Origin of the sequence: Alkalispirillum mobile (assembly GCF_003664325.1) — a bacterium.
Lineage (GTDB): Bacteria > Pseudomonadota > Gammaproteobacteria > Nitrococcales > Halorhodospiraceae > Alkalilimnicola > Alkalilimnicola mobilis.
Genome location: NZ_RCDA01000003.1, coordinates 160,628 through 184,371 on the forward strand (window position 1 = coordinate 160,628; position 23,744 = coordinate 184,371).

Genomic DNA, 23,744 nt, shown 5'->3' on the forward strand with positions numbered 1-23,744 from the left:
AGGGTTGGGCTTACCCGGCCATGCGGGCCGCGATGCGCGTGACCTGGCCGGCTCTCTCCGCGACCTGTGCGGCCTCTCTCGTCGACGTCTCCACTGCGTCGCTGGAGTCCTGGGCCATTTCCGCGATCCGCACCAAGGTCGCATCGATTTCCTGAGCGACCTGGGTCTGCTCCTCCGCCGCACTGGCAACCTGGTTGCTCATAGACTCAATCGCGCCGCTAGCGGCACGCATGTTGTCAATGGACCCGGCGGCGCGTTCTGCTTGTTGGGCATGGGCCCGAGCGCTGCGCTGACGCTGGTCCATCTCCCGAGCCATGGTGTCTATGGTGGTGCCCAATTCGATCGTCCGTTCGCGGATCCGATGGGACGATTGGTTCACCTGCTGGGCCAGGGCTTGTACTTCTTCGGCCACCACAGCGAACCCCTTGCCCTGTTCGCCGGCCCGTGCCGCCTCAATCGAGGCGTTCAGTGCCAGGAGTTGGGTTTGTTTGGCAATATTCTCGATCAGTTGGCTGGCCTCAGTGATCTCAGAGAACTGCTCATGCAGGCCCCGCACTTGTTCGCCGACTGTTTCCATCGCCCCGGTCAGTTCGGTGAGTGCCTGGGTGGCCGCAACCACTTGCTCGCTGCCTTCGGCGACAGAGGTGTCGGTTTGGGCAGCCGTGCTGCGGGCCTCATCGGCCAGGCGGGCGATCTCTTGGGCACTGACGGTCATTTGGTTCATGGCCGTGGCCACCTGGGTGACCTCATCGCTTTGCCGATTGACTATCTGGCTCGCCTGGTCCAATGCCGCATTCGCTTGCGTGCTGCCTTGGCGAATACTGCGGGTATCTGATGCCAAGCGTTCGGCCACGGCCCGACGTTCGTTCTCCAGTGTCCGGATAGCCATGTCGATAGCGCCTATTTCATCGCAGCGACCCGTCTCAATGTATTCCTGGACGGGGTCGTCAATGATGCGGCGGGCGTGGCTGGCTAGGGTGTCCACCGGGCGTGTAACCAGATAGCTGGCTCCTACCGTCGTGATAGCGGCAAGCCCAGCAACCGCTACGCCCAGAGGATGCCAGTTCGCTAGGTGGAGCAGCACTGCGAGGGTGGGCGCAGCGATAAGGCCCAGCACAGAGGGTAGCCGTCGAGAGAGGGGCCACCGGCACCTGACGGCGCTGCGGTAGTCGACAAAGCCGTTGCCGCTCCGCTCTTGAGAGCGCATCCGGGCGTAGACTCTCTCTGCCCGGTCGATGGCTGCAGCGTCCGGTTTGAAGCGAACCGACTGGCATTCGGTGACCTGCCCGTCTTCATCCTCGACGGCCATCATGTAGGCATTGACCCAGTAATGGTCCCCGTTCTTTGCGCGGTTCTTCACCACGCCCACCCAGGCGCCTCCGGCCGACAGCTTTTGCCAGACCTCGCGGAAGACAGATCGGGGCATGTCCGGGTGACGGACGCGATTGGCCGCCTCGCCCTCCAGTTCCTCCCGGGTGAACTGGCTAATGCGAACGAAATCGTCGTTGGCGTAATTGGTCACCCCCTTGTGGGTGGTGACGGAGAAAATACGGTCCTGGTCGCTTAGGTGGATCGGGCGCTGGGTTACTGGGCCGTTGTCACGCATTTATTGGTAGCTGTCCCTGGTCACACTCTGGCTTGTTTGCAATCGGTCTCAACACGCCTGGACCCAGTCGTGCAATTGGGCAACGACCTGGCGACGTCTCACTTCCGGGTCTACATCAGCGCGAGCAGTACCCTCCCAGTCGACAAATTGGGGGGAGTCAATGCCGATAAAGCCCAATGCTGTTTTGAGATAAGGACGCAGGTGGTCCAGTGACGTGTCGGCGAACAGGCCCCCACTGGCACTCATGACCAGCGCCGGTTTGGGACCGGCGAGCCCTTCCAACTGGCCGTCGGCCACCTTTACGAAGGTGCGCCGCGGTCGAATGACGTGATCCAGCCACGCCTTCAGGGTCGAGGGCAGCGAAAAATTATACATCGGCACGGCAAAGGCGAGGGCATCCGCCTGTAGTAATTGCTCGACCCAGGCTTCGGACAACTCCAGGCTGGCCGTGGTTGGTTCGTCCGGTCCGGCAAGTCCGAAGAAATGGCGAATGGTCGCGGCGTCCACATGGGGTGGGGGTGCATCGGCCAGGTCCACGACCTGTATCTGGCAGTGACTGCCCCGAGCCCGCCATTGGGCGGTCAGTATCTCAGCCATCTCGCGGGTGCGAGAGCCCTCGCTGCGGGCACTGGATTGCACGAGTAACAGTGTCTTCACTTCTGCGTCTCCCCTAGGGATGCGACCCGGCGTGACCACCGGGCCGTATCGGATCCAGTCAGGCGTTCGCCGTGCGGGCCTTGCTCATCTCCAGGGCGACATCCTCGATCATGTCCTCCTGGCCGCCGACGGTGCGCCGAGCGCCCAACTCCACGAGAATGTCCCGTGCCGGGACGCCGTGGTTGGCCTCAGCACGCTTGGCGTGCAGCAGGAACGAGGAATAGACGCCGGCGTACCCGAGGGTGAGGGAGTCACGGTCGATTCGGGTGGGGGCGTCCATCATCGGGATCGCCACGTCCTCGGCCACATCCTGGATCCGCCCCAGGTCCACGCCGGTGACAATGCCCATGCGTTCGCAGACGGCCACGAAGACCTCCAACGGGGTGTTCCCGGCGCCGGCACCGAAGCCGGCCACCGAACCGTCTATCCGGTGGGCACCGGCCTCCACCGCGGCGATGGAGTTGGCCACGCCCATGGCGAGGTTGTGGTGCCCGTGGAAGCCCACCTCGGTCTCCGGGGAGAGGCCTTCCCGCAGCGTCGCGACCTTTTCACGTACCTCTTCCGGTAGCATGTAGCCCGCCGAATCCGTCATGTAGATGCAGTTGGCACCATAGGACTCCATCAACCGCGCCTGCTCCAGCAGGCCTTCGGCCGACAGCATGTGGGCCATCATCAGAAAGCCGACAGTATCCAGGCCCAGTTTGCGGGACAGGCCGATATGCTGTTCCGACACGTCGGCCTCGGTGCATTGGGTGGCCACGCGTACGCAGTGCACGCCACAGTCGGCGGCCATACGCAGATCGTCCACGGTGCCGATCCCGGGTAGCAACAAGGCCGAAACGCGGGCCTGCTTCATCCGCGGGATGACCGCCTCCAGGTAGGCCTTGTCGGAATGCGCGGCAAAGCCGTAGTTCACCGAGTGCCCGCCCAGGCCATCGCCGTGGGTGACCTCGATGAGCGGTACGCCGGCCTCATCTAGCGCGGTGGAGAGCTCGATCATCTGCGCCAGCGAGAACTGGTGGCGGACCGAGTGCATGCCGTCGCGCAGGGACATGTCGTGGACCAGGATTTCCTTCTTGTCAGTCATGGTGTGCTCCTCAAGCAGTGGCCGGTGAATCAGACTGCGATTGCAGGCTCTCGGCGAAGATCTCGGCAGCCCGGGCAGCTGCGGCGGTCATGATGTCCAGATTGCCGGAGTAGTGGGGCAGGTAATCGCCCAGCCCTTCCACCTCCAGGAACGTGCTGACCCGGCGACCATCAAAAGTGGGGCCGTTCTTGATCCGGTAACCGGGCACGTAGCGCTGCACCTCGGCCACCATCCGTTCGATGGATTCGGTTATGGCCTTGCGGTCTGGCTCGCCCTGCACCAGGCAGTGCACGGTGTCGCGCATGATCAGCGGGGGTTCGGCAGGGTTGAGGATGATGATCGCCTTGCCCTGTTTGGCACCGCCCACCTGCTCGATGGCCCGCGAGGTGGTGCGGGTGAACTCGTCGATGTTCTTGCGGGTGCCCGGCCCGGCGGAGCGGGAGGAGATGGTCGCCACGATCTCGGCGTAGTCCACCGGTTGCACGCGGCTCACCGCCGCCACGATGGGCACGGTGGCCTGGCCGCCGCAGGTCACCATATTGACGTTGGTGGCGCCATCGCCAATCCGGTCCTTGAGGTTGACCGGTGGGACGCAGAAGGGGCCGATGGCGGCTGGGGTCAAGTCGATCATCATGACCCCTTGCGCCTGTAGCTTGCGGTCGTTCTCTGCATGCACGTAGGCGGAGGTGGCGTCGAAGGCGATACGCACCCCATCCTCCTCAACGTGCGGCAGTAGCCCGTCCACGCCGTCGTGGGTGGTTTTCAGGCCAGCCGCCCGGGCGCGGGCCAGCCCGTCGGAGTCCGGGTCGATGCCGACCATCCAGGCCGGTTCCAGCACCGGACTACGCTGCAGTTTGGCCATCAGGTCGGTGCCGATGTTGCCGGAGCCAATAATGGCGCATTTGATCTTCATGTGCGGTACCTCGCGTTGCATGGGGTCTGGGATCAGACGAAACGGACGGAGACAGAGCCGATCCCGTCGATGGCAACCCGCATGTTGTCGCCCGGATGGGCGTCCACCATGGCGGTGAGTGCGCCGGACAGAATGACTTCGCCGGCCTTCAGGGGGATGCCCAAGCGGCCCAGCGTGTTGGCCAACCAAGTCACGCAGTTCACTGGCGAGCCCATTGCGGCCGCGCCGGCCCCGGTTTGTTCCACGGCACCGTTGCGCTCCAGCACCAGCCCGCACAGGCTTAGGTCCAAGTCTCGCGGGGAAACACCGGCATCACCCAGAACCAGCAGACCGCAGGAGGCGTTGTCGGCCACCGTGTCCTGAATGCGGATACGCCAGTCCCGGACCCGGGAGTCAACGATCTCGAAGCAGGGCATCACCAGTTCAGTCGCTCTCAGGACATCGGCGTTGGTGATGCCGGGGCCCTCCAGGTCGCGCCCCAACAGAAAGGCGATCTCGCCCTCAGCCTTGGGGCGGATCATCTCCGAAACCGGTACCGCGCTGGACTGCCCGTAAACCATGCCGTCCAGCAGATGGCCAAAATCAGGCTGGTACACGTCCAACATGTTCTGTACTGCCTTGCTGGTGACGCCAATCTTTTTGCCTACCACTCGCTGCCCGGCATCCAGCTGCCGCTGCACCATGCGCAGCTGAATTTGGTAGGCGTCGTCCAGCGTCAGGTCCGGCTCGCGTTCGGTAATGGGCGCCACTGGCTGGCTGTTGACCAGGGCCTGGTGTAGCTCCTCGCCGTAGTGGTCGATCTTGTCTGGCTCCATCTGTCTCTCCCCTGGATTCAGGAATAGCGGTTGACTTCGCATAGATTAAATATAAAACTTCAATTGACGGTCAATACATAATTTCATGATAGCCGGCCAGCAGGGCAGCGTCCAATCAATTCACCTGCCCCTGGCTGCACACGTGACAACCGCCTCGGCCGGCCTGGCGACTGGCTGCAGCGGGGTCTGCAAGTCCGGAGGAGATGACCATGAGTGCAAATGCCGAGACAGTGACTCAGGGTGCGCAAGGGGGTCACCAGGTGACCTTGCGCTTTGCCGATGAAGTGGAGCATCAGGTGCAGGTAGCCCACGGCCAGTCCGTGCTGGCTGCCGCCCTGTCTCAGGGCGTGCCCCTGATATCCCAGTGCGAGAGTGGTAGTTGCGGCACCTGCATAGCCCGTGTCTGTGACGGCGACGTGCGGATGAACAGCAAAAAGCAGACAGCGCTGTTGTCCAGCGAGCGCGAGGAGGGCTATCGGCTCACGTGCCAGGCCTTCGCCGAGGCCGACAGCGTGCTGGAGCTGGACTACCCCAGCACGTTGGGCGAGCAGACCGCGGAGCAGTCCGAGGCGGAGATCACGGAACTCGAGTGGTTAAGCAGCAACGTGGTGCGGCTGGCGCTGACACTGCCGGACGATCAGCCCTTCGAGTTCTGGCCGGGTCAGTACGCGCGCCTGCGTATTCCGGGGACGGAGGAGTGGCGCTCCTATTCCATGTCCAGTGCCCCCAGCGAAGCACCACGCGTGGAATTTCTTATCCGCATCCTGGAGTCTGGCGCCATGTCGGATTACCTGCGGGGGCAGGCGGCCGTTGGGGATCACATGGAGGTAGAGGGGCCGCACGGTGCCTTCTACCTGCGTGACCCCGAGGGCCCGTTGGTGATGGTGGCTGGTGGCACCGGTCTGGCACCGATGATGTCCATGTTGGACACGGTGCGCGTGCAGGGCAGCCGCGCCCCCAAAACCATGCTGAGTTTCGGCTGTGCTACCCCGGACAACCTATTTCACGGCGATGAGTTAGAGCTGCGCTGCTTCTGGATGAACAAACTGGAGGTGCGCACCTCGGTGGACCACGCACCAGAGGACTACACCGGTCGTGTTGGTACTCCGGTAGACGCCCTGCAGGCCGAGGATGTGGCTACCCCGGGCACCACCGCCTACCTCTGTGGTCCGCCGCCCATGATTGAGGCCGCCCGTGAGCGCCTGATCGAGTTGGGTCTGCCAGCGGACCGCATCTTCGCAGAGCAATTCACCCCGAGCGCCGAGTAAGCCCGGCACTGTCCCGGGTCATAAACCAAGGCAACGCCAGGAGAGAGAACCATGCAACTGAGTTATCTGGGCATTAACGTAGAGAAACTGGATGCACAGTGGAATGCCATCCTTTTTGATGTGTTGGGCCTCGAAGCCCGGCCGCGTGAGGAGGGCGAGCCGCTGCAACTGCGCGTGGATGACCGCCATCACCGCATTTCCCTTTACCCCACTGGTGAGAACGGCACGGCCTACGTGGGCTGGGAGGCCGATACCCAAGCAGAGTTCGACCGGGTGCTACGCGGACTGCGCGAGCAGGGCGTGGCCTGCGAGGAGGCCGATGCACGCCTGTGCGCGGAGCGTGCGGTGATGCGGATGGTCTACTTCGAAGGGCCAGACGGCGTGCGTACCGAGTTGGCCTTCGGGGGTGTGGTGGACGGCCAACCCTTTAAGCCCAGCCGCGCTACCAGCGGCTTCAACACGGGTGAGCAGGGACTGGGCCACATCCTAATGGCCAGCGCTGATCCGGCAGCGACCGTGCAGTGGTATCAGGATAAGCTGGGTTTCAAGGTAAGCGACTACATCCATTGGGACGAGGCTAAGGCCACCTTCCTGCACTGCAACCCACGCCACCATAGTCTGGCCATCATGAACCCCTGCTTCGGCACCGGTGCCGGTGAGCTCAACCATCTCATGCTGCAGGCCCGATCCATCGACGACGTGGGTCGGGGCTACGACGAGGTGCAGCGCCTGGGTATTCCGCTGGCGCTGACCCTCGGCAAGCACACCAATGACCACATGACGTCCTTCTACATGATGACCCCCGGGGGCTTTGCCATTGAGTACGGCTATGGTGGGCGGACCATCGAGGATGAGGAAGAGTGGGAGGTGCAGTTCTACAATGCGCCCAAACTCTGGGGCCACAACCTCGGCAAGGCGCAGGACTGACGGCAGGCCCTGATAGCAAAACGCCCCGCCCGGTTTTACCGACGCGGGGCGTTTTGCCGTCGAGGGTTGTGCGCAGCGCCTTAGCCCGCCGCTGACGATTGCCGCTGGGGGTTGGGTCGGATGGTGTGGAAGGGGTTGGTGCCCTCCGCGTGGTTGGTGACGTCCTTGATGCCGCTAAGCTCCGGTATATGCGCCAGAAGTGTCTTTTCCACCAGGCCGCTCAGGGTCTGATTCACCACGGCACAACCCTGACAGCCACCGGCGAAACGGACCAGCGCGCGACCCTGCTCATCCACCCTCTCCACGGTGACGCTGCCGTCGTGCGCCGCCAGGTCGGGGTTGATCTCCGTCTCCAGCACGTAGGTGATGCGTTCCTCCAGCGAGTCCATGGCGTCGGGTTCGGGCAGACGCGCTGCATTGGGGGCCTTCATGATGAGGCGCCCGCCGCGTCGGGCATCCTTGTAGTCCACCCGCACGCCATCCAGGTAGAAGGACTGGCTGGGCCGATAATGCAGCAAAAAGCCTTCGAATGGGAGCACGGCCTCGTCCTCGGCCAGCGGCCCGGCAGCGCGGTATCCGATACCACAGTGGGCCTCCCGGCTCCCTGGGTTGAGCACATAGATGCGGAGCGACTCGCCTGAACGGGCGGGCTCGTTAAGCAGTTCCCGAAAATGTTGTTGTGCATCAGGGCTGATGTGGATCTTCGGCATCATGGGTTACTCCTCCCCGTCAGGACGTTCTCACCGGTCTTCCGCCTCGTTGAGGAACTGGCGGACCAGGCTGATGAAACGCTGCTTTTGCTCGATTTGGGTCCAGTGACCGCAACGGCCGAAGATGTGCAGTTGCGCTCTGTCGATCTTCCGGAACAGCTGCTCCGAGACAGAAACCGGCACCACGCGGTCCTCCCGGCCATGCAGGATCAAGGTCTCGTGGTCGATGCCCGCGAGCTGCTCGTCAGAGAAAGCGGTGGCATCGGCCCAGCGCTGCCGCGGCGGCGGGAAGATACGTTCAAAGCGCTCCTGGACACCGGGGCGAATGGTGGCCCGATAGCGGATATCGGCGATGTCGTCGGTCACCAGCGAGCGGTCGAAGGCCATGATGTCAAGAATGCGGCGCATGTTCTCAAACGACGGCGTATAGCCCCACAGCGCCTCCAACTCCGGACTGACAGTGAACGGCTGGCCGCCGCTGCCCATGAGGACCATGCGCCGGACCCGGTCCGGGTGATGCACTGCCAGCGCAATGGCCAGCGTGCCCCCGAAGGAGTTTCCGACCAGATCGGTCTGCTCGATGTCCAGGTCATCCAGCAGCCGCATCATCTGCTCCACCCACGTGTCCATGAACCGGTATTCAATGTCGTCCGGAACCTCCGTGTATCCGAAACCGGCCAGGTCTGGCGCCACCACGCGCCGTTCCTGGGAGAGCTCAGGAATGAGTCCCATCCAGTTGGCCCACGCAGTGACGCCCGCGCCGGAGCCGTGCATCAGCAGCACCGGATGGCCTTCGCCCACATCGTGGTAGTTGGTCTTGATGTCGCCGGCCTCATGGAACAGACCGATCTCGGGGTTCTGGGTCATTGTCTTCTCCTTTGTTCCTCGCATGGCATTGCCGCGCAGCGGGTTGCAAGTGTTTTGGTGCGCGGTTGATATAAAATTACTTGACAGTCTATTGATAGTCAATCAAAAACAAAGATAAGGTTTGTCTGTGGGCAACGTTGATGCGAGGCATCGGGAGGAGATATGTACAACACCAGCGATGGCATCTGGCTGACCAGCGAGTGGCATGTGCGCTGTGGTGAGGAGCCGACGTTCATGTCGGCGTTCAACGAATGGCGGCAGGCGATTGAGCACAGTGGCGAGGCTCAAGTCTGCGATCTGGTCAAGGAGAGTTGCCGTTACCGGTTGCTGCTCCGACTGAACAGCCGGGACAGCCTGGAGCGGTTACGCCGGTCCGCTCTGTTTGACCGCTGGGATGACCTGGCCGGGGCGCTCGCGATCCGCTGGGGCTGTTGGCAGTTGTGGTCGCCTTCGGTGATCAATGGTACGCCAGCTCGTGTGAGCACTACGGCCAGGACTTGTGGCCGCACGGTTTCGACGGCGGCCGCCAAGGACGAACCGCCCCGTTACAAAATGGCGCTGCTGGTGTGGTTGGCGCTGTTCCCACTGCTCTGGCTGATCTTCTCTGTTGCCGGTACCTGGTTGATGGAGCTCTCGCTGCCGGTCCGCCTGTTGGTGGTGACGGGGGTTGTGGTGCCGTTGATGAGCTATCTGTTGCTGCCCCTGTTGACCCGGGCCTTTTCAGGTTGGCTGGAGCCAAAACTCATCGAAGATCGATAAAAATTCAATTGACAAACAATCCATATGTGTACTAAACAGTAAGCACGGTCGGCGACAGGCGACCGCTGGATATCACAAGACGGCCCCGAGAGGGCCCCGATTCGTCCTAGGAGGAAAAGAGATGGCTGCCGATCCCAAGGTCATTAACGACAAGATGGCCAAGCGCATGTATCAGCCCTACCTGGAAGCCGAGTGGGGTTTCATCAACCATTGGTACCCGGCCTTGTTCACCCATGAGCTGGAGGAGGGCGATACCAAGGGCATTCAGATTTGTGGGGTGCCCATCGTGCTGCGGCGTTCCAAGGGCAAGGTGTATGCCCTGAAGGATCAGTGCATACACCGTGGCGTGAAGCTCTCGGCCAAGCCCATGTGCCTGACTGATGACACCATTACCTGCTGGTACCACGGGTTCACCTTCGACCTGGCCTCTGGGAAGCTGGTCTCCATCGTGGCAGCGCCGGATGACGAGATTATCGGCACCACTGGTGTGCAGACCTTTGCGGTAGAGGAGCACAGCGGGATGATCTTCGTCTTCGTCTGCGACGAGGACTGGGACGAGGATGTGCCGCCGCTCGCCGCCGACTTGCCGCTGCGCTACCCGGAGAACAACGAGCGCTTCCCGCACCCCTATTGGCCTGATACCCCCAGTGTGCTCGATGAGCACTCCGTGGCCCTGGGGATCCACCGCAAGGGCTACGCCAACTGGCGTTTGGCGGCGGAAAACGGCTTCGATCCGGGCCACCTGCTGATCCACAAGGACAATGCCATCGTCCACGCCCGTGACTGGGCCCTACCGCTGGGCGTGAAGCCAGTGACGGATCAGGCCATTGCCCTGATTGAAGACGATAACGGACCCAAGGGGTTCCTGAACCGGTATTACACCGACCACTACGAGCCGATCCTGGAGAACGAGAAACTCGGCGTGAAGGCGCAGGGCACGGTGCCCCGCTACTTCCGTACCTCCATGTATCTGCCCGGTGTGCTCATGGTGGAGAACTGGCCGGAGGATAACGTGGTGCAGTACGAGTGGTACGTGCCGATCACCGACGACACCTACGAGTACTGGGAGGTCCTGGTCAAGCACTGCAAGGACGAGCAGGAGCGAAAGGACTTCGAATACCGCTTCGAGAACCTTTACAAACCCATGTGCCTGCACGGCTTCAACGACTGCGACCTGTTCGCCCGTGATGCCATGCAGAACTTCTACGCGGATGGCACTGGCTGGAACGAGGAGCAGCTGGCCGATATGGACGCCTCGGTGGTGACGTGGCGCAAAATCGCGTCGCGCCACAATCGTGGCCTGGCCCGCAAGCCCAAGGGCGTGCCGGGCGTGCTCAAGGATCAGAGCTATCGGTTCGCCGAGGCCTCTGAGGGCTCGTTCGAATAAACCGAGCCGGAGGGCTTGCCCTATCGCAGGCCCTCCCCGAATTCTTGGCCCCCGCGACGAGGTGATCCGTTATGTCCTGGTCTCTCTTTCAGCCTTGTATGGCATCCAGTCAGCTAAAGGCCCCCGCCTTCGGGGAATCCAGTGGTGGTCAGGCACTGCGGCGCGATGGCGCGGGGGCGTTCAATTGGATCCCTGCATCCAGTGCCGCGCAAGCCATACGACGTCGGGAACTCAGTGCAGAGGGGCTGGTGGAAGCCTGTCTAGACCGTATCCTCCGGCGGGGCGATACGGTTCGCGCCTGGAACTGCGTCAATGCGGACAAGGCCCTCGAGCAGGCACGCCAACAGGATGCGGCCATCGAAGTGTCCGGGCCGCTACATGGTGTGCCGGTGGGCATTAAGGACATCATAGATACTGCTGACATGGCTACGGAGTACGGCAGCGCTCTGTACCGCGGTTACGTGCCGCTGCGCTCCGCAGCGTGCGTCCATCGCCTGCAGAAGGCTGGGGCGGTGATCTTGGGCAAGACGGTGACCACCGAATTTGCGTTTTACGCCCCGGGGGCAACGCGCAACCCACACGACCCTACACACACGCCAGGGGGGTCCTCCAGTGGCTCGGCGGCGGCCGTGGCTGATGGCCAGGTCACCCTGGCATTGGGGACTCAAACGGCGGGTTCGGTTATTCGACCCGCTGCCTTCAATGGGGTGCTGGGGTACAAGCCAAGCTTTGGTGATATCCCCCGTGACGGGGTCTACGAGTTCGCCCGGTCTCTAGACACCATTGGCGTGTTCGCGCGTGGCCCGGAGGACCTGGCCCTGGCACGCCAGGTACTGAGCAGTACTGATGCCCCGCGGTTGCCGGCCCAACGTCCAAAGCGCATTGCGTATCTGCCTACCCCGATGTGGGGCCAAGGTGATTTCGACATGCGACATGCGTTGGATGCTCTGGCAGGGGCCGTCGCTGAGGCCGGCGTACAAGTGGAAGAACCGGAACTGCCTGTCGGCATGGAGGCCTTGCTGGACGCGCAGCGAATGATTATGGCTCGCGAGGGCAGCGAGGCGCTCGCCGAAGACTTTGCCCGTTGCGCTGATGGGTTCAGTGAGGTGCTGAGTGAATTCCTGGCCTTCGGCCGATCAGTCAGTGATGACCGCTATGCCGAGGCCCTGAAGCTGGGCGAGCGTTGGGGGCGGATTATTGACGGCCTGTTTGCCGACTACGACCTTATTTTGACTCCGGCCACCCCGGGCGAGGCGCCCAAGGGCCTGGAGAGCACCGGTGATCCCCTGTTTAACCGTATCTGGACACTGCTCGGCACACCCTGCGTATCGGTGCCAACGGGCAGGGGGGGGCACGGTCTGCCGCTGGCCGCGCAACTGGTGGGCCGCCGCGGAGGGGATGATGCCCTGCTGGCCGCTACGACCTGGTTATGCGATGCGTTGGGGTTGCGCGCCCTGCGCCCCGAGCACCACTAAAGCAGAGGGTTTTGTGATGGCATTCTCGGAGCAACAACAGCGCTGGTACGAAGCGGCCTGCGCGCAGATCGATAAGGACCGTCTTAAGCAGCGGACGCTGGAACTCACCCGTATCCACAGCCCCACCGGGGCCGAGGCGGCGGCAAGCCGCTACTTGGTTGAGGAAATGGAACGTATGGGCCTGGATACCGAGTACCAGGCCATCAGTGAACTGAGTGGTAACGCCGTCGGCCGGTTGGGTGGTTCCGGCGACGGGGCGCGAATGCTGCTTTATGCGCCGGTGGATACGCACCTTGAGGCCGATGCGGCGCAGGATGTCCCTTGGGTGGGGCCAGAGTTGCGGGATGACATGCAGACGGATGCCTACACCCAAGGCGATCTGGTGATCGGGCTTGGGGCATCGAACCCTAAATGCATGGTAACCACGCTGATGGAGGCAGTGCATGCTGTGCGAGAGGCTGGCGTGCCCCTTAAGGGTGAGGCGGTATTGGCCTTTGCCGGCGGCGGCATGCCGCAGATCGTGCCCGAGCGGAACCACTTCGGTCTGAGTTCCGGCGTCAGCCAGATGCTGATGCGGGGGGTTACCGCCGATTTCGGTATCATCTTCAAGCCTTGGTGGGAGATCTACCACGAGCACCCGGGAATGTGCTGGTTCAAGGTTTCCGTTCGGGGCACGCTGGGCTATTCCGGCATCCCGCGCGGAACCCCGGGCTTCCGCAGTTCCATCGTGCCGGCAGCCCAGCTGATCCTGGCCCTCGAGGAGTGGTTGCCCCAATACACCGAGCGCAACACCCGCGGGCAGATTGCCCCCGAGGGTTGGATTGCCGCAGTACGCTCTGGCTGGCCGGAAAAACCGGCATTCCCCAGTGCCACCACGGAGATCTATCTCGACCTTCGGTCGAACCCCTATCAGAGCACCGCGGAAGTGCAGGCGGAGTTTGATGCCGCCATGCGCGAAATCCTCGCCCGTCACCCAGAGATCGAGGCCGACTGGGAGATGTACGCTTCGGTACCGGGGTCGCGCACTCCGGAAGATCATTGGGTTGTGTGCTCAGCAACCCGAGGCTGGGAAGCCCAGGAAGGGCACCAGTACCCCGGCGCACCAATGTTGGCTGGTCAGACCGATGCCGCGGCGATCAACAAGCTGGGCATTCCTCTAGTGCGCATTGGCTATCCGTGGATCGGAGACGAAACCGTGCCGGAGGCCTTTGCGGAGGGGTTGGGCGGCATGGGGGTATGCAATATCCAAGGCATGCTGAAACCGTGTCGTGCTTTGATTTACAGCATCATCGATAGTCTGACGCGGGAGCGTAATGAGCTAGAACTCTAGCCGCTGACCCTAGCGGTATACCGGGATACGTCCTGGTCGGGAGGAGGGGAGACCTCCTGTTCGCCGGCGCAGCCAAATTGCGCCGGCGTTTTTTTATTATGGTCGGTGATGCCAGGCGTGCATGCTGCAGCCCTAATTGGTGCGGGGGCCAAGCGGGGCCTTTCACGTGTTACGCGCGCCGCTTTTCGTCATCACGATTATTCAAATGCTCCGCCAGCTCCTCCGGCGGCAGCGGCCGACTGCACAGGAACCCCTGCCAACTATCACAGCCAAGTCGGGCCAAGAAGTCGAGTTGTTCCCGCGTTTCCACCCCCTCGGCCAGCACCTGAATACCCAGATTGTGGGCCAGGTTGATGATGGTCTGGGTTAGTTCGGCGTCGCTTTTGTCCGCCGGCAGGTCCTGGATGAAGCAGCGGTCCACCTTCAGCCAGTCGATGGCGAAGCGTTTCAGGTAGGCCAGTGAGGAATACCCGGTGCCGAAATCGTCGATGGCCACCTGCACACCCAGCTGTTTCAGTTCCTCCAGGGTGCCGAGCACATCCTCCGCCTGGGTCATCAGGGTGCTTTCCGTGATCTCCAGGACCAGCCGTTCCGCCGACAGGCCGCTCTCGTGCAAAGCGCGGCGGACCCGGGATGTCATTTGCGGGTCGATGATCTGGTGGGCGGACAGGTTTACCGCCATGTCCAGCGCGGGCAGGCCTGCCTGTTCCCATGCCACCGCCTGCCGGCAGGCGCGCTCCAGCACCTGTTGACCCAGCCGGTTGATCAGCCCGGTCTCCTCGGCAACGGGGATGAAGCGGGCCGGCGAGATCAGCCCCTCCTCCGGGTCGCGCCAGCGGACCAACGCTTCCACGCCGATAATGCTGCCCGTCGCCACGTCCAGTTGCGGCTGGTAGAAGACCTCCAGGTGGCCGAGTTCCAGTGCCCGGCGCAGGCGGGTCTCGGTCTCCAGGCGCTCGCTGGCGGCCTCGGTGAGCGCCTGGGTGTAGTAGCGGAAGGTGTTGCGGCCCTCGGCCTTGGCCAGGTACATGGCGGCATCGGCCTGGGTGATGAGCTCGGAGGCCTCCTCCGCGTCATCGGGGAACAGGCTGATGCCAATGCTGCCGCCCACCTGCAGTGAGCGCCAACCGCCCACGGCGAAGGGCTCGGCCACGAGGCGTAGCAGTTCCTCCGCGTGCCGGTCCACCTCTGCCATGTCGGTGACCCGGTCCAGCAGGATGATGAACTCATCCCCCCCGAGGCGCGCGATGGTGTTGGCGTCCACGTGCCGCTTCAGCCGCTCTGCCAGGATCCGCAGCAGGTCATCGCCGACGGTGTGGCCCAGGCTGTCGTTGATGGTCTTGAAGCGGTCCAGGTCCAGGAACATGACCGCAACGCGTTCATTGGTGCCGGTGGCCCGGGCGATGGCCTGCTCCAGGCGGGTGGTGAGCATCAACCGGTTGGGCAGGTCGGTGAGCGGGTCGTGATTGGCCAGGTGGGTCAGTCGCGCCTGGTGTTGCCGCAATTGCTGCTCCACCACCCGGCGCTGGTCCACCTCGGTGACCAGCTCTCGGTTCAGGCGGCGGTACTTGACGATGGCGCCGGTCATGAGCGTGGTGACCAGCAGCATCAGGCCCAGTACGACCTGGGGGTGATTCTCCCAGGCGGCACGCAGGTCGAAACCGGGCGTCGGCTCGTAAGGGGGTTCTCCCAGCCGCCGGAAAAGATCATGGACCTCGCCGTAGGAGAGCGGTGCCGACCACCCCTGGTAGCCGCCCTGGTGCGCAGCCGGGTGCTCGGCGGGCATCTCCAGCAGGGCCACGGTCACCGCCTCGGCGATGGCGTCCGGGGTGTGGTTCAGTCGGGAGAAGGGCCACTCCGGGTAGAGGTTGGTGGAGTGTTGCAACGGGAAGTTGGCCAGTTGGCGCGGGTTGAGCACCCGGATATCGGCCGGGTCCAGCCGGCCCTCGTCGGCCATGCTCTCCAGCACGCCCGTGCGCACCGTACCGGCGTCCCCCTCGCCGGCCAGTACCGCCTCCACCACCTGGTCGTGGGGCATGCCGGTGAACTCGACGCTGGCCAGGTCGTTGACCGGGTCGACGCCGGCGTCCAGCAGGGCCTCACGCCCCACATGCCAGCCGCCGAGAGAACCTTCGCCCACGGCGATCAGCCGTTGCCCGGCCAGGTCGGTGAGTGACTGCAGGTCATCTCGATCGGCCCGGGTGAACAGGACTCCGCCGAATACCCGCACCGCCTCGCCCTGCTGGTCCGCGATCATGGTCACCAGCCGGGTGATGCCGTGCTCGTCCTCCATGCGCACGTAGTGCCCGGTGTTGGTGAGCACGAAGTCCACGGTCTCTTCGGCGATCGCGGCCTCCAGCTCCGGGTAATTCATGGGCACGACGGTGAAGCGGGCGCCGGGGATGGCCTCGCTGAGGTAGTCGGCCGTGGGCTGCCAGCGGTCCAGGGTGGCCTCCGCGTCGCGGAAGCCCAGGGCACCAAGGCGGTACTCCTGCGACTCTTCGGACGAAGCAGCGGGGAAAAGCGCGGGCAGGGCAAGCAGGACCACCCCTGTGAGGATCAGCAAGGCTCTCATCCGCGGGAGCCTATAACGATTCCGGGGTGATGTGAATGCCGCCGATTGTCGCTGAGCGTTTTAGCGGTCTCAAAGGGGTGTGAAGTGGCGCAACTGGTCCAGCCGGATAGTGCGCTGCTCGCCCTGTCGGGTACGCGCCAGCAGATACTCCGCGCCGCCGCGGGTGCGCAGGTCTTCTGGTAACAGGCTCTCGATGTGCGCGCCCATCTGGTCCCGCCAAGCGACCCGCAGGTGGCGGCAGCGCATGATATACAGTTCCAGTTCCGCGTAGCGCTCGCAGGAAATCGGGCGGTAATCCTCGTCCACCATGTCAGTCATCGTCTCGCCTCAATTCCAGGCCGGCGAACTCGCCGTCATCATCCAGGTGGAGATGAAACTCGATCGGACGGCAGCAGATCTCGCAATCCTCAATATAGACCTGATCGCCGCCGGATGGGTCCAGTACCGCGGTGTAGTGCTTGCCGCAGTAGGGGCACTGAATGCTGCGTTCCTGGGTCTCAGCGTGCATGGCGCCTCCTCACGCAGGGGCCGGGCGCCCGAACCGGGCCGCGGCCTATAGAAACCGTTGCAGCAATGCGTCCAGCAATTGCCAACCGCGTGCCGTGGGTCGTACCCGCTCACCATCATCGGCCAGCAGGCCGTCGGCCACCGCCTCGGCCACGGTGGCCTGCCACAGGGCAGCGGGCCGCCCGGTGTGGCGGTGCCACTCGGTGCGGGAGAACCCGTCGGCCAGACGCAGGGCATTCATCATGAATTCAAGCACGATGTCGGGATTTTGCAGCGTGCGGGTCTCGGCGATGGCGGCGTCGGTCCCGGCACCGGCCATGTAAGCGCCGGGCATGCGCACGCGCGCCTCGCGCTGGATGTCTCCCGCCACCGGGTTGCTGATCTTTCCGTGGGCGCCGGCGCCCAGCCCCAGGTAGTCCCCGAAGCGCCAGTAATTTAGGTTGTGGCGGCAGGCCTCGCCCGGACGGGCCCAGGCGGAGACCTCGTAGCGGTGGAAGCCGGCCGCCGCCAGTCGGTCGCGGCACGCCCCTTCCAGCGCCAGGAGACGGGGCTCGTCCGGCAGCCCGGCCGGCGGGCGGGTGTGGAACGGGGTGCCGGGCTCCAGGGTGAGCTGGTAGTGGGAGAGGTGCTCCGGCTCCAGCGCCAGGGCGGCCTCCACGTCGGCCAGTGCCTGCGCGGTGGTCTGATCGGGCAGGGCGTACATCAGGTCCAGGTTGACCCGCTCAAACCCGGCCCGGCGCGCAGCCTGCACGGCCTGGCGTGCCTCGTCCGGGCCGTGGATGCGGCCGAGCCGCCGCAAGGCGTTGCTATCGAAGCTCTGCACGCCGATGGACAGCCGGTTGACCCCGGCCGCCCGGTAACCGTGGAAGCGGGCCTGCTCCACGGTGCCCGGATTGGCCTCCAGGGTGATCTCGGCGTCGTCGGCCAGGCCGATCTCGCGGTCCAGGGTGCTGAGCATCCGGTGGATGGCGTCGGGTGGGAACAGGCTGGGCGTGCCGCCGCCGATGAACACGGTGGCCACCCGGCGGCCCTGCAGCGCCGGGGCGCTGGCGGCCAGGTCGGCGAGCACCGCTTCCGTGTAGCGCTGCCAGGGGATCTCACCTGCAGGCTCGGCGGTCCCGGCAGGGCGGTGGTGGAGTACCGCCTCGCCGGTGCGCGGTGTCCGCGGCGGGGCGTGGCTGTTGAAATCACAGTAGGGACACTTCTGCACGCACCAGGGCAGGTGCAGGTAGACGCCCAGCGGGGGCGGCGGGCTGAGGGCGGCCTGGGTCACGGTTGGGTCAGGCGCGCTGCAGGGCCGGCTCCGAGGTCATCGCCGCCAGCAGGGCGCGCAGGGCCCGGCCCCGGTGGGAGTGGCGGTTCTTGGTTTCGCCGTCCAGCTCGGCAGCGCTTTGGTCCAGTTCCGGGTCGAAGAACAGCGGGTCATAGCCGAAGCCGCCCTCGCCGCGGGGGGCGGTAAGGATGCGCCCCTCCCAGGTGCCGCTTACCACCAGCGGCATGGGGTCGTCGGCGTGGCGCAGCAGGGCGATGGCGCAGCGGAACCGGGCGGTGCGTTCGGCCTCCGGTACGCCATCCAGCTCGCCGAGCAGGCGGGTGTTGTTGGCGGCGTCATTGCCGTGGCCACCCGCGTATCGGGCGGAGTAGATGCCGGGCTCGCCGTCCAGGAAATCCACCTCCAGGCCGGAATCATCGGCCAGGGCCGGCAGATCGGTGTGCCGGCAGGCGTGGCGCGCCTTCAGGATGGCGTTCTCGATGAAGCTCAGCCCGGTCTCATCGGCGTCCGGCACGCAGAACTCCGACTGCGGGATGATCTGAATGCCGGTCTCCGCGAGCAGGCCCTGGAGCTCCCGGACCTTGCCCTGGTTACCGCTGGCGAGGACGATGCGATTCATGGTCATGGGCCTCTCTGGTCAGCCACTACGCGGGTGGGGCGCGGCCGGCCTCAGTCCGCCAGTGCCGCCTGCTGGATCTCGATCAGTTGGGCCACGCCGTGCTCTGCCAGTTCCATCATGGCGTTCATCTCGTCGCGGCGGAAGGCGTGGCCCTCGGCGGTGCCCTGCACCTCGATGAAGCCCCGGGCCTCGTTCATGACCACGTTCATGTCCGTTTCCGCCTCGGAATCCTCGGCGTAGTCCAGGTCGAGCACCGGCGTGCCGTTATAGATACCCACCGAGATGGCTGCGATCTGGCCCATGAGGGGGCTGCGCCGGATCTGGCCCTGCTTGACCAGCAGGCGGCAGGCGTCCACCAGGGCCACGTAACTGCCGGTGATCGCGGCCGTGCGGGTACCGCCGTCGGCCTGCAGCACGTCGCAGTCCAGCACGACGCGGCGCTCGCCCAGGGCCTCCAGGTCCACCGCCGCGCGCAGGGCGCGGCCGATCAGGCGCTGGATCTCGATGGTGCGGCCCTGCTGCTTGCCGCGGGCGGCCTCCCGGTCATTCCGTGAGCCGGTGGCGCGGGGCAGCATACCGTATTCCGCGGTCACCCAGCCCCGGCCCTTGTTGCGCAACCACGGCGGCACGCGCTCCTCGACGCTGGCCGTGCACAGCACCTTGGTGTTGCCGAACTCCACCAGCACCGAGCCCTCCGCATGGCAGGTGTAATGGCGGGTCAGGCGCACGGGGCGCAACTCGTCGGGCTTTCGACCGCTGGGGCGCATGAACGACTCCCTGGTTGGTTGGCTGGGGGGGAACTGGGCGCGAAGGTTAACACAGGCGCCCGGCTGCCCAACCCCCGCCGTCGTCAGCTGCGCAGGTCGGCCACCGACTCGGTCAGTTTGCGGGCGAGCTGGCGCAGGCTTTCCGCCGCCTCGTTCGTCCGGTTCAGCGACTGGCCGCTGCGTTCACCTACGTCGCGGATATCGATGACATTACGGTTGATCTCCTCGGCGGTGGAGGCCTGCTCCTCGGCCGCACTGGCGATCTGGTCGTTCATCTCGTTGATGGTAGCGACCGCCTGGGTGATGGCATCCAGCGCCTCGCCGGTCTCGCCGGAGGTTTCCACCGTTTTATGGGCACGGTCGGCGCTGGTCTTCATGGCCTGTACGGCTGCCTCGGTGCCCTCCTGGAGCCGCCCGATGATCTCCTGGATTTCACGGGTGGACTCCTGCGTCCGGCTGGCCAGGGTGCGGACCTCGTCGGCTACCACCGCGAAGCCCCGGCCGTGATCGCCGGCGCGCGCGGCCTCGATGGCGGCATTCAGCGCCAGCAGGTTGGTCTGCTCGGCGATGCCGTTGATCACGTCCAGCACGGTGCCGATGTTATCCGAGTCCGCGGCCAGTCGCTCGACGGCCCCGCGGGTGTGTTGCAGCTCATTGGCCATGGCCTCAATGGCATTGCGGGTCCGCGAGACCACCTCTTGGCCGTTGCCGGTCTCCTGGTCTGCCTGGCGGGCGGAATCGGCGGCGGTCGAGGCGTTGCGGGCCACCTCCTGGACCGTGGCCACCATCTCATTCATCGCGGTGGCCAGCTGTTCCGTCTCGTTCTGCTGGTGGTGCACGCCCTCCTTGAGCTGATCGGTATCCTCGCTCATGGCCTCGGCGGCATCGCGCAGCTGGGTGCTGGCCTGCTGCACCCGGGAGACGGGCTGCTGCAGCACTTCCATCAGGTTGTTCATGCTGCGGGCCATGCGGGTGAGTTCGTCCCGCCCCTCCGCCTCCAGGCGGGTGCTGAGCGCCACTGGTGGTTCCGCGATCTCGTCGATCACCTGCGCCGTCCGTTCCAGCGGTTGCGTGATGCTGCGGGCAACCACGCCGCCAATCATCAGCAACAGGCCGGAGAGGACGATCCCGATGGCCACCTGGCTGGTGACCTCGCCAGCCACCTCGTCGTTGATGTCCGCGACATAGATGCCGCTGGCCACCACCCAGTCCCAAGGCTCGAAGTATTGTCCGCCGGAGAGCTTTTCCTCCGGGTCGGTTTCCCCGGGACGGGGCCACTGGTAGCGGATCTCGCCGCTGCCGTGCTGGACCACCTGCTCGGTAAAGGGCACGAAGAACCGCTTGCCCTCGCTGTCCTCGTACGTCCGAAGCGTCTGCCCCTCCAGGTCGGGGTCGATCGGGTGCATGACCATCCGCGGGTGAGAGTCGTTGATCCAGAGGTAGTCGTTCTCCAGATAGCGGATGCGCCGCAGGGCGTCCTGGGCCAGCTCCTGCGCCTCATCGCGACTCAGGGCGCCGGCCTGCTCGCGTTCGTGGTAGTGCTCGAGGACATGCATGGCGGTATCCACCACGCTGTCCACTTGGGCCAGTTTCTCGTGCTGCAGGCTCCCGTACAGGTGCACGTTGGAGTAGAGGATATTTGCGGCCAGCACGAGGATGGCGAGCGCGAGGAGGAGCCAGATGCGGAGCCGGATGCCGGTGTTGCGGAGGAAGGTGACCATGGCAGTTCCCTCTGTCAGGTGGGGCGTTCAGTAAAAATGTGACTTTGTTGCAGTGCAACTTTAGGCGTATCGGGTTATTTTGCAAGCCACCGGGCAGGGCCCGCTCTGGCGCGGAGATGGCCCGAAGCGGTTTTTCCGCCTGATCGGGCCTCGGACGGGGGCGAAGTGGGTGGGGCCGGTTTGGTCCTGTTAGAATGCCCGCTTTCCAAACCGGACAGGGTGCCCGCCATGACCCGTAGCATGACCGCCTTCGACCGCCAGCAGCACCAGGCCGAGTGGGGCCGCATCAGTTGGGAGCTGCGCTCGGTCAACCACCGCTACCTGGACGTGCAACCGCGCCTGCCCGAAGAACTGCGCCACCTGGAGCCGGCCGTGCGCGAACGCATCGGGGCCCGTCTGGGCCGGGGCAAGGTGGAATGCACCCTGCGCTTCAAGCCGGCAGCCGGTTACGCCGGGCGGCTGACCATCGACGAGGGGTACGCCGAGCAGGTGATCGAGGCGGCCCGCGCCTTGGGGCAGCGAGTGGGGGCCGACCCGGCCGGTACCGGGCTGGACTTGCTCAAGGTGCCCGGCGTGGTGCAGGAGAGCGACCCCGACCTGGAGCCCGTGGCCGAGGCCGCCCTGGCGCTGCTGGACCGCTGCCTGGACGGCTTTGAGGCGGCGCGGGAGCGCGAGGGCGAGCGACTGGCCCAGGTGTTGCGTGACCGGGCGGCCGGCGTGACCGAGCTGGTGGACCAGGTCCGCGCCCGCCGCCAGGCGGTGAACGACAAGGTGCGGGAGAAGTTTCTGGCCCGCCTGGAGAGCCTGGACGTGGAGGCGGACGAAGGCCGCCTGGAGCAGGAGCTGGCGATCATCGCCCAGAAGCTGGACGTGGACGAGGAGCTGGAACGGCTCCAGGCCCACTGCGCCGAACTGGCGGACGCGCTGCAGCGGAGCGAGCCCATTGGCCGTCGCCTCGACTTCCTGATGCAGGAGTTCAACCGAGAGGCCAACACCCTGTCCTCAAAGTCCAACGACACCGAGACCACCCGCGCCGCCGTTGAGATGAAAGTGCTCATCGAGCAGATGCGCGAACAGGTACAAAACATCGAGTAAGCCCATGCCAGGAACCCTCTACGTAGTCTCCGCCCCCTCCGGCGCCGGCAAGACCAGCCTGGTCAACGCCCTGGTCGAACAGGACCCGGCCGTCAGTCTGTCGGTCTCCCACACCACCCGTGCGCCCCGCCCGGGGGAGCAGGACGGCGTCAATTACCACTTCGTTGAGAAGGCGCAGTTCCAGGGCCAGGTTGCCCAGGGCGACTTCCTGGAGCACGCGGAGGTCTTCGGGAACTACTACGGCACCTCGCGCAGCGCCGTGCAGGCGCTGCTGGACCAGGGGCAGGACGTGATCCTGGAGATTGACTGGCAGGGCGCGCGCCAGGTCCGGGCGCTGATGCCGGGTTGCGTCTCCGTATTCATCCTGCCCCCGTCGCGCGAGGAGTTGCGCCGCCGGTTGACCCAGCGCGGCCAGGACGACGAGGCCGTCATCGACGGGCGCATGGCCGAGGCGGTCAGCGAGATGTCCCACTACGACGAGTACGACTACCTGCTGGTCAACGACGACTTCGACCGCACGTTGGCCGACCTGCAGGCCATCTTCACCGCCCAGCGCTTTCGTCTGGCGCGTCAGCAACCCCTGCTGCAGGGCACGCTGGACAACCTGCTGTCCTGATGCCGTCAGCGCCGGTGACCCGCCAGCCGGGTTACGGATCGTCCTGATCGGCCTCAATCATCCGCTGCCAGACCCTTCGGCCCACCAGCCAGAGCGCCAGGGCCACCACGCCGGTCGCCAACAGGGCGACGAAGGCCTCGGTGGCAGTGGGCATGCGGGCAAAATGGAGCAGCACCTGGGTGATCAGGGCGATCACGAGCGTGGATGGGAACAGGCCGATGGCCGTGCCCAGCATGAAGTGGCGGAAGGCCACGCGAGTGGTGCCCGCGGCCAGGTTGATCAGGGTGTGGGGCAGCACCGGGAAGAGGTTTGCCACCGCCGCCCCGGCCACCCCGCGCCGGGCGAGGGCCCGGTTCAGGCGCTCCAGCCGCGGCCCCGAGTACCGTTCCAGCAGATCCTGGCCGAAGAGCCGCCCGACCACGTAGCCGACGGACGCCCCGGCGACCGTGGCGGCGTAGGCCACGAGGAACCCCTGCCAGAACCCCAGCAGCAAGACCGCCAGGGCGATCAGCAGCAGATGGGGAACGGCCAGTTGCTGGGTCAGCAACACCAGCGCAAACACCGCCCAGGGGAACCAGGCCGCGTCGGCGAAACGGCGGCCGAGGGCCTCCAGCCGCTCCGGTTGCCAGCCCGCGCCGGGTGAAAGCAGGGCCCAGAGCAACGCGAGCAGGATCAGTCCCAGCAGCCCGGCGACGAGGAGCAGGGCGCGTCTGCGGCGTGTCACAGGCCCTCCCGTGGTGCGCGTTTGACGGTCAAGTGTACGCCGGTGC

23 protein-coding genes are annotated in these 23,744 nt (G+C 65.0%); 8 read left to right on the plus strand and 15 right to left on the minus strand.

What is annotated here, in order from left to right:
* Positions 1–10 precede the first annotated feature (10 nt).
* From DFR31_RS10685 to dmpE, 5 genes are read right to left on the minus strand one after another with little or no spacing between them, the layout of a single operon-like run.
* Positions 11–1,606 (minus strand): methyl-accepting chemotaxis protein, encoded by a 1,596-nt coding sequence (locus DFR31_RS10685; protein ID WP_121442674.1) that lies wholly within the window; start codon positions 1,604–1,606, stop codon positions 11–13.
* A gap of 48 nt (positions 1,607–1,654) precedes the next feature.
* Positions 1,655–2,263, minus strand: coding sequence for an FMN-dependent NADH-azoreductase (locus DFR31_RS10690; protein WP_170153664.1), 609 nt, complete (start codon positions 2,261–2,263; stop codon positions 1,655–1,657).
* Between the two features lie 58 nt (positions 2,264–2,321).
* Complete coding sequence (gene dmpG / locus DFR31_RS10695; protein WP_121442676.1) at positions 2,322–3,350, minus strand: 4-hydroxy-2-oxovalerate aldolase; 1,029 nt, start codon at positions 3,348–3,350, stop codon at positions 2,322–2,324.
* Between the two features lie 10 nt (positions 3,351–3,360).
* Positions 3,361–4,263: an acetaldehyde dehydrogenase (acetylating) gene (locus DFR31_RS10700; protein WP_121442677.1), complete on the minus strand. Its 903-nt coding sequence runs from the start codon at positions 4,261–4,263 to the stop codon at positions 3,361–3,363.
* A gap of 32 nt (positions 4,264–4,295) precedes the next feature.
* A complete protein-coding gene (dmpE, locus tag DFR31_RS10705) occupies positions 4,296–5,078 on the minus strand; it encodes a 2-oxopent-4-enoate hydratase (RefSeq protein ID WP_121442678.1) in 783 nt (260 codons plus the stop codon).
* A gap of 209 nt (positions 5,079–5,287) precedes the next feature.
* On the opposite strand from dmpE, the gene DFR31_RS10710 reads away from it, so the two are divergent.
* A complete protein-coding gene (locus DFR31_RS10710; protein WP_170153665.1) occupies positions 5,288–6,346 on the plus strand; it encodes a ring-hydroxylating dioxygenase ferredoxin reductase family protein in 1,059 nt (352 codons plus the stop codon).
* Between the two features lie 51 nt (positions 6,347–6,397).
* Positions 6,398–7,273: a VOC family protein gene (locus DFR31_RS10715; protein WP_121442680.1), complete on the plus strand. Its 876-nt coding sequence runs from the start codon at positions 6,398–6,400 to the stop codon at positions 7,271–7,273.
* 80 nt (positions 7,274–7,353) lie between these two features.
* Here DFR31_RS10715 and DFR31_RS10720 read toward each other — a convergent pair whose 3' ends face one another.
* Together DFR31_RS10720 and DFR31_RS10725 are read right to left on the minus strand one after the other, a co-directional pair.
* A complete protein-coding gene (locus tag DFR31_RS10720; RefSeq protein WP_121442681.1) occupies positions 7,354–7,986 on the minus strand; it encodes a NifU family protein in 633 nt (210 codons plus the stop codon).
* 27 nt (positions 7,987–8,013) lie between these two features.
* Entirely contained in the window at positions 8,014–8,850 is an 837-nt protein-coding gene (locus DFR31_RS10725; protein ID WP_121442682.1) for an alpha/beta fold hydrolase, read from the minus strand.
* Between the two features lie 162 nt (positions 8,851–9,012).
* On the opposite strand from DFR31_RS10725, the gene DFR31_RS10730 reads away from it, so the two are divergent.
* The 4 genes from DFR31_RS10730 to DFR31_RS10745 all read left to right on the plus strand — a co-directional run bounded on the left by DFR31_RS10730 (position 9,013) and on the right by DFR31_RS10745 (position 13,801).
* The gene (locus DFR31_RS10730; protein ID WP_121442683.1) at positions 9,013–9,609 is read left to right on the plus strand and encodes a putative antibiotic biosynthesis monooxygenase; all 597 of its coding nucleotides are present in this window, start codon (positions 9,013–9,015) and stop codon (positions 9,607–9,609) included.
* 121 nt (positions 9,610–9,730) lie between these two features.
* A complete protein-coding gene (locus DFR31_RS10735) occupies positions 9,731–10,996 on the plus strand; it encodes an aromatic ring-hydroxylating dioxygenase subunit alpha (RefSeq protein WP_121442684.1) in 1,266 nt (421 codons plus the stop codon).
* A 248-nt stretch (positions 10,997–11,244) separates the two neighbouring features.
* Positions 11,245–12,471, plus strand: coding sequence for an amidase (locus DFR31_RS10740; RefSeq protein WP_170153666.1), 1,227 nt, complete (start codon positions 11,245–11,247; stop codon positions 12,469–12,471).
* Between the two features lie 16 nt (positions 12,472–12,487).
* Positions 12,488–13,801 carry a M20 family metallopeptidase gene (locus DFR31_RS10745; protein WP_121442686.1) on the plus strand — a complete coding sequence of 438 codons (1,314 nt, stop codon included), beginning with the start codon at positions 12,488–12,490 and terminating at the stop codon, positions 13,799–13,801.
* A 169-nt stretch (positions 13,802–13,970) separates the two neighbouring features.
* Here the strand turns inward: DFR31_RS10745 and DFR31_RS10750 are convergent, their stop codons facing one another.
* The 7 genes from DFR31_RS10750 to DFR31_RS10780 form a co-directional block, all read right to left on the minus strand.
* Positions 13,971–16,376, minus strand: coding sequence for an EAL domain-containing protein (locus DFR31_RS10750; protein ID WP_121442687.1), 2,406 nt, complete (start codon positions 16,374–16,376; stop codon positions 13,971–13,973).
* 69 nt (positions 16,377–16,445) lie between these two features.
* Positions 16,446–16,694, minus strand: coding sequence for a transcriptional antiterminator, Rof (locus tag DFR31_RS10755; RefSeq protein WP_425452557.1), 249 nt, complete (start codon positions 16,692–16,694; stop codon positions 16,446–16,448).
* Entirely contained in the window at positions 16,687–16,884 is a 198-nt protein-coding gene (locus DFR31_RS10760; protein ID WP_121442689.1) for a CPXCG motif-containing cysteine-rich protein, read from the minus strand. Before DFR31_RS10760 ends, DFR31_RS10755 begins: the two co-directional genes overlap by 8 nt.
* 45 nt (positions 16,885–16,929) lie before the next feature.
* Positions 16,930–18,156, minus strand: coding sequence for a radical SAM family heme chaperone HemW (gene hemW / locus DFR31_RS10765; RefSeq protein ID WP_121442690.1), 1,227 nt, complete (start codon positions 18,154–18,156; stop codon positions 16,930–16,932).
* A gap of 7 nt (positions 18,157–18,163) precedes the next feature.
* Positions 18,164–18,775 carry an RdgB/HAM1 family non-canonical purine NTP pyrophosphatase gene (gene rdgB, locus DFR31_RS10770; protein WP_121442787.1) on the minus strand — a complete coding sequence of 204 codons (612 nt, stop codon included), beginning with the start codon at positions 18,773–18,775 and terminating at the stop codon, positions 18,164–18,166.
* A gap of 50 nt (positions 18,776–18,825) precedes the next feature.
* The gene (gene rph, locus DFR31_RS10775) at positions 18,826–19,542 is read right to left on the minus strand and encodes a ribonuclease PH (RefSeq protein ID WP_121442691.1); all 717 of its coding nucleotides are present in this window, start codon (positions 19,540–19,542) and stop codon (positions 18,826–18,828) included.
* Positions 19,543–19,625: 83 nt separating this feature from the next.
* Positions 19,626–21,263, minus strand: a complete 1,638-nt coding sequence (locus tag DFR31_RS10780; protein ID WP_121442692.1) for a methyl-accepting chemotaxis protein — start codon at positions 21,261–21,263, stop codon at positions 19,626–19,628.
* A 228-nt stretch (positions 21,264–21,491) separates the two neighbouring features.
* Here DFR31_RS10780 and DFR31_RS10785 point away from each other — a divergent pair, with 228 nt between their 5' ends.
* A complete protein-coding gene (locus DFR31_RS10785; protein ID WP_121442693.1) occupies positions 21,492–22,358 on the plus strand; it encodes a YicC/YloC family endoribonuclease in 867 nt (288 codons plus the stop codon).
* A 4-nt stretch (positions 22,359–22,362) separates the two neighbouring features.
* Complete coding sequence (gene gmk / locus DFR31_RS10790) at positions 22,363–22,974, plus strand: guanylate kinase (protein ID WP_121442694.1); 612 nt, start codon at positions 22,363–22,365, stop codon at positions 22,972–22,974.
* 31 nt (positions 22,975–23,005) lie between these two features.
* Here gmk and DFR31_RS10795 read toward each other — a convergent pair whose 3' ends face one another.
* On the minus strand, positions 23,006–23,698 hold the full coding sequence (locus DFR31_RS10795) for a TVP38/TMEM64 family protein (RefSeq protein ID WP_170153667.1): 693 nt from the start codon (positions 23,696–23,698) through the stop codon (positions 23,006–23,008).
* Positions 23,699–23,744: the final 46 nt, after the last annotated feature.

Coding starts and splice junctions, on each gene's coding strand:
- DFR31_RS10735 (WP_121442684.1), top strand. CDS start 9,731: ATGGCTGCCGATCCCAAGGTCATTAACGACAAGATGGCCAAGCGCATG.
- DFR31_RS10710 (WP_170153665.1), top strand. CDS start 5,288: ATGAGTGCAAATGCCGAGACAGTGACTCAGGGTGCGCAAGGGGGTCAC.
- dmpE (WP_121442678.1), bottom strand. CDS start 5,078: ATGGAGCCAGACAAGATCGACCACTACGGCGAGGAGCTACACCAGGCC.
- DFR31_RS10730 (WP_121442683.1), top strand. CDS start 9,013: ATGTACAACACCAGCGATGGCATCTGGCTGACCAGCGAGTGGCATGTG.
- DFR31_RS10745 (WP_121442686.1), top strand. CDS start 12,488: ATGGCATTCTCGGAGCAACAACAGCGCTGGTACGAAGCGGCCTGCGCG.
- DFR31_RS10755 (WP_425452557.1), bottom strand. CDS start 16,694: ATGACTGACATGGTGGACGAGGATTACCGCCCGATTTCCTGCGAGCGC.
- dmpG (WP_121442676.1), bottom strand. CDS start 3,350: ATGACTGACAAGAAGGAAATCCTGGTCCACGACATGTCCCTGCGCGAC.
- rph (WP_121442691.1), bottom strand. CDS start 19,542: ATGCGCCCCAGCGGTCGAAAGCCCGACGAGTTGCGCCCCGTGCGCCTG.
- DFR31_RS10685 (WP_121442674.1), bottom strand. CDS start 1,606: ATGCGTGACAACGGCCCAGTAACCCAGCGCCCGATCCACCTAAGCGAC.
- gmk (WP_121442694.1), top strand. CDS start 22,363: ATGCCAGGAACCCTCTACGTAGTCTCCGCCCCCTCCGGCGCCGGCAAG.
- DFR31_RS10750 (WP_121442687.1), bottom strand. CDS start 16,376: ATGAGAGCCTTGCTGATCCTCACAGGGGTGGTCCTGCTTGCCCTGCCC.
- DFR31_RS10780 (WP_121442692.1), bottom strand. CDS start 21,263: ATGGTCACCTTCCTCCGCAACACCGGCATCCGGCTCCGCATCTGGCTC.
- DFR31_RS10725 (WP_121442682.1), bottom strand. CDS start 8,850: ATGACCCAGAACCCCGAGATCGGTCTGTTCCATGAGGCCGGCGACATC.
- DFR31_RS10715 (WP_121442680.1), top strand. CDS start 6,398: ATGCAACTGAGTTATCTGGGCATTAACGTAGAGAAACTGGATGCACAG.
- DFR31_RS10760 (WP_121442689.1), bottom strand. CDS start 16,884: ATGCACGCTGAGACCCAGGAACGCAGCATTCAGTGCCCCTACTGCGGC.
- DFR31_RS10785 (WP_121442693.1), top strand. CDS start 21,492: ATGACCCGTAGCATGACCGCCTTCGACCGCCAGCAGCACCAGGCCGAG.
- DFR31_RS10720 (WP_121442681.1), bottom strand. CDS start 7,986: ATGATGCCGAAGATCCACATCAGCCCTGATGCACAACAACATTTTCGG.
- DFR31_RS10700 (WP_121442677.1), bottom strand. CDS start 4,263: ATGAAGATCAAATGCGCCATTATTGGCTCCGGCAACATCGGCACCGAC.
- rdgB (WP_121442787.1), bottom strand. CDS start 18,775: ATGAATCGCATCGTCCTCGCCAGCGGTAACCAGGGCAAGGTCCGGGAG.